Below are 4,445 nucleotides of genomic sequence, written 5' to 3'. Positions count from 1 at the left end.
TCTCGTTGAGCCTGAGGCGTGCCGCAACTATTTCACCGCCGCCGGATACGGATTCGTCTGAATGCCCGATGCTCTAGCTGGACCATGAGCCGCGCAAACGAGAGCAGTCAGTAAAATTAGTGGCGATAATGGAAGGTGAGAATACGCCAGGAGCCAACATTGGGCGTCGACGCGAAGATAGCTGAGGATTCACGGGTGATCCCCGCCGCGGCGACCTGTTGTAGCCATTGCGTAACCAGACAATCCGCAGCGTACTTGCATAGCGTGACGACCAATATACCTTGTGTCCAGGTTGATACGGCAGGCCCCCTCCAGATCAGAAAGCCTGACGAGGCCGAGCATGACGCAGGCAGACCACGATAAGCTAGCAGTCCGCGTCATGGAGCGCCATGACCTGGAGGTGGTAATCGAGTGGGCTGCGGCTGAGGGCTGGAACCCTGGTCTCAACGATGCCGACTGCTTCCAGGCTGCCGATCCGATGGGCTTTCTCGTTGGCAGCCTCGGTGACGAGCCGGTCGCGTCCATCTCAGTGGTCCGATACTCCAGCGCGTTCGGCTTTCTAGGCTTGTACATTGTCCGACAGGATCAGCGCGGGCGAGGTTTCGGATATCGCCTCTGGCAGGCCGGTATGGAGTACCTCGGGGATCGCACGGTTGGTCTGGATGGGGTTGTGGCCCAGCAAGGGAATTATGCGCGGTCCGGGTTCGTCCTGGCGCACCGCAACGTGCGCTTTGGCGGAACCCCTCAGACCGAAGCTCCCCGGGACGAACGCCTCCGGCCAGTGAGTCCAGGGATCCTTGAAGCCGTTCTGGACTACGATAGGCCGTTCTTTGCCGCGCCGCGCGACACCTTTCTGCGCTGCTGGCTCAAACCTGATACGCGCATCGCCATTGCCTTCGTAGAAGACGGGACCGTTAAGGGCTATGGCGTCATCCGAGCCTGCCGAAACGGCTACAAGATCGGACCGCTCTTCGCTGATAGTGAGCGCGAAGCTGATTTGCTGTTTCAAGCACTTGCATCTCAGGCCAAGGGCGCTCCCGTCTTCCTGGATTTGCCCGAGCCGAACCAGGCTGCCGTTCAGCTTGCAGCCGACCACAACCTGTCACCTGTATTCGAGACAGCCCGGATGTACCGAGGCCAGAGGCCGGACCTGCCACTTTCTCAAACGTACGGGATTTCAACCTTCGAGCTAGGATAACAGCCCTGAACCGTGAAAAAACGGGCAAAAGCCAAACAGATGCATCCGCTCGGGGTCATCCGGGAGACATCAGGTTGAGCATGGATCAGTATTTTTCATGACCATGACATCCCCGATTCCGCGCGTGCTCTGGGTAGTGTCCCATTTAAGCCGCTGCAGTGGGGATGCTAAACACTGCGCTGCCGGAGATCGGCATCTCGCGAATGTCTGCAGCGGGTCAGACCAGGAAATCCCCTGCCCTTCAGGAACGTCTGACGATCCCATCATAAGCGGACGTTCGGTCTACTCCCGGGATGTGCCGGAACCGGACCTTCGCGGAGCGTAAAATGCATTCGCCGCAACATTTCCGTACGCTTCAGCCGAAGAGAGCTTGAGAGATCTGGCGCATGTCGATCTGCGTAGAATTCTGATCGCGGCGGAGTTGATTCGATCTCACCTCGTGTAGGCCAGCTGCCATAACAATATAACGACAGTAACAAGCAACGCGGCCGCTAGGCATTTCCAAAACACCACGGGATTTCGCTGGACTAGCGGCAGACGTATGGTCTTCAAGAGAGCTGGATTCGGATGGCGCAGATCGAAGGTAAACTCTGAGAGCTCCTCATACCGTTTGAAGGGATTCGGGTGCACGGCCTTGGCCAGGGCAAAGTCCATCCACTGCGGTATCTTCGGATTAATCTCGGATGCCCGGGTATAGCGCAGTCGGTCTTGCTGCATTCGGCTGCGTGTCTTCGCGACTTCAGTGCCGTAAGGGAGCCGCCCGGTAAGCATCTGGTAGACAATCACCCCAAGAGAGAAGAGATCCGAGCGCGAGGTGCCAGTTTCGCCCACGAAGTACTCTGGAGCCACGTACTGCGCCGTTCCGAGAATATCCCCCCGGTCTCGCTCCGGCATGGCCTCCATCACACCGGCAACGCGCGTCGAGCCAAAGTCGATGAGCTTCACCGTGCCGGCCTTGTCGATCATGATGTTCTGCGGCCGCAGATCCTGATGCAACATCTCGAGGCGGTGGAACGCGCGCAACCCCCGTGCGATCTGCTCGGCGATGTCCCGTACCGTCTCTATATCCGGGTCAGGATGATCGATCATCCATTGGGCTAGTGTCTGGCCTTCGATATATTCCGTCACGATATAGAGACAGGTTCGCTTGTGGGAATGAGGCGGAGCTCTGAGGACATGGGGGCTGCTCACCCGCCTGGCAATCCACTCCTCCATGATGAAGCGCTTTAGATGATCGACATCATGCAGAAGGTCTGTCGATGGAATCTTTAACGCCACGAGCATATCAGTCCGCGTATCGAGAGCCAGATAGACGTGGCTGCGGCTGCTGCAGTGGAGCTCTCGCAGAACCCTGTATTCGTCGAGCAAGCGACCTGGTTCTGGCATAGGCGGCGGCACAAGCCGTGTCGCATCACTCACAAAATCATCGGCTTCCGGATCCGGCACCTCTTCGATCCGTACGATCTGGACAGTCAGGTTGTCCGCACTGCCTGCCCGCAGCGCCTCCTCCGCGATGATCCGTGCGGCTCTGTCGAGATCATCAGCATGTTCCGTGATCGCGGTCGCCACGACGCTTCCACCGACATATTCGTGCACGCCATCGCTTGAGAGCATGAACACATCCCCTACTCTCAGCGGCACAGCTCGGTAGTCGATTTCCACATTTGGCTTCGCACCAAGCGCGCGAGAGAGATAGGACTGTTGTGAGGAGATGACTATATGGTTGTCGTCTGTGAGTGGCTCCAGCGAAGAACCGGCCAATCGGCTCACGCGGCAGTCTCCAATGTGGAAGATGTGTGCGAGACCTGCCTTCAAGACCATCGCCGTGAAGGTGCATACATAGCCCCGGTCTATTTCGCTGGAGCTCAGGCTGCGGCGGGTTTCGGCATAGAGCCATGAATTGGCCGCGCTAATGACACGTTGCGCCGCCGTTTTGACCGACCAAGCGTCAGAGGTGCAGTAGTAGTCCGTAAGAAAGCTCTTGACCGCGGATTCTGCAGCAACGTGACTGACAGAGCTTGTGCTGATGCCATCGGCAATGGCGATGGCGATCCCTTTGAGGGCAAGGGTCGTCCCATTCGGCATCAGGGCACCGTGGAAATCCTGATTGATCTCCTTGCGTCCCTTTTCAGAGTGTTGACCGATTGAGATCGTCAGCTGGGGCATCATGGAAACAGGGGTAGCGGAACCCCGCTGGAGAGCGGGGTTCCGGTCCACGTCTGACTACTCGGCCGGGAAAGCGGCGGTCTGCAGCCCCAGCTTCGCGTTGCGCTTGGCTCCGGTGCGGACATGAGTCGAGTAGAGTGTAAGGCCAACGAAGGTGATGCCGCCAACAAGGTTGCCGATGACAGTGGGGATCTCGTTCCAGATCAGGTAATCCATAATCGAGAACTTTCCGCCGAGCATCAGGCCTGACGGGAAGAGGAACATGTTCACGATGGAATGTTCGAATCCCATGTAGAAGAACAGCATGATCGGCATCCACATGGCTATCACCTTGCCCGAGACCGATGTCGAGACCATAGCACCGACAACGCCGGTCGCCACCATCCAGTTACACAACACACCACGAATGAAGAGTGTGAGCATTCCAGCCGCGCCATGGGCTGCGTAGCCAACAGTGCGACCTTCGCCGATAGTACCGAGCTTCTGACCAACCACGTCCGGCGCCTGGGAAAAGCCGAAGGTGAAGATGATCGCCATCATGACCGCGACCGTGAGAGCGCCTGCGAAATTTCCGACAAACACGAGACCCCAGTTGCGCAGGACGCCGCCGATGGTCACCCCCGCACGCTTGTCGATGAGAGCAAGGGGAGTGAGCATGAGAACTCCCGTGAGCAGATCGAAACCCAGCAGATAGAGCATGCAAAATCCTACTGGAAACAAAATTGCTCCAGCAAGCGGCTGCCCGGTTTGAACGTTGATAGTCACGGCGAAGGCAGCTGCAAGCGCCAGGATGGCACCGGCCATATAGGCGCGGATCACTGTGTCTCGGGTCGACATGAAGATCTTAGATTCGCCGGCATCGACCATCTTGGTGACGAACTCGGCAGGTACGAGATAAGCCATCGAAGTGCCTTTCCTGAGTGTAGGCAGCCGGGGATCCGGTGAGTGGCTGCGATGATGGTTGCGTTCGAGTTGTTCCGTGCTTGTTCGCCCTGCTTTTCGCGCATGGGATCCTTTACGCCGCTTGTGCCCTGAGGGCGGAGGCTGCGAGCAGGATGCGCGTGCCCTCGACGCGCAGCGG

At 58.1% G+C, this 4,445-nt stretch carries 3 protein-coding genes; 1 reads left to right on the top strand and 2 read right to left on the bottom strand.

From position 1 onward, the window contains the following. The first annotated feature begins 340 nt into the window (after positions 1-340). Positions 341-1,198: a GNAT family N-acetyltransferase gene (locus DC522_RS32590; RefSeq protein WP_116532566.1), complete on the top strand. Its 858-nt coding sequence runs from the start codon at positions 341-343 to the stop codon at positions 1,196-1,198. Between the two features lie 432 nt (positions 1,199-1,630). Here DC522_RS32590 and DC522_RS32585 read toward each other — a convergent pair whose 3' ends face one another. Both DC522_RS32585 and DC522_RS32580 read right to left on the bottom strand, forming a co-directional pair. Beyond that, on the bottom strand, positions 1,631-3,367 hold the full coding sequence (locus DC522_RS32585) for a bifunctional protein-serine/threonine kinase/phosphatase (RefSeq protein WP_165820429.1): 1,737 nt from the start codon (positions 3,365-3,367) through the stop codon (positions 1,631-1,633). Positions 3,368-3,421: 54 nt separating this feature from the next. Continuing rightward, positions 3,422-4,267 carry a formate/nitrite transporter family protein gene (locus tag DC522_RS32580; protein ID WP_116532565.1) on the bottom strand — a complete coding sequence of 282 codons (846 nt, stop codon included), beginning with the start codon at positions 4,265-4,267 and terminating at the stop codon, positions 3,422-3,424. Positions 4,268-4,445: the final 178 nt, after the last annotated feature.

The organism is Microvirga sp. KLBC 81, assembly GCF_003075415.1.
Lineage (GTDB): Bacteria > Pseudomonadota > Alphaproteobacteria > Rhizobiales > Beijerinckiaceae > Microvirga.
Note: the sequence above shows the minus strand (reverse complement) of the source record. Positions and strands in the feature narration are given on the sequence as shown.

What these genes read in the sequence shown, in the direction of transcription:
- DC522_RS32590 (WP_116532566.1), top strand. Translation starts at nt 341, where the DNA reads ATGACGCAGGCAGACCACGATAAGCTAGCAGTCCGCGTCATGGAGCGC.
- DC522_RS32585 (WP_165820429.1), bottom strand. Translation starts at nt 3,367, where the DNA reads ATGATGCCCCAGCTGACGATCTCAATCGGTCAACACTCTGAAAAGGGA.
- DC522_RS32580 (WP_116532565.1), bottom strand. Translation starts at nt 4,267, where the DNA reads ATGGCTTATCTCGTACCTGCCGAGTTCGTCACCAAGATGGTCGATGCC.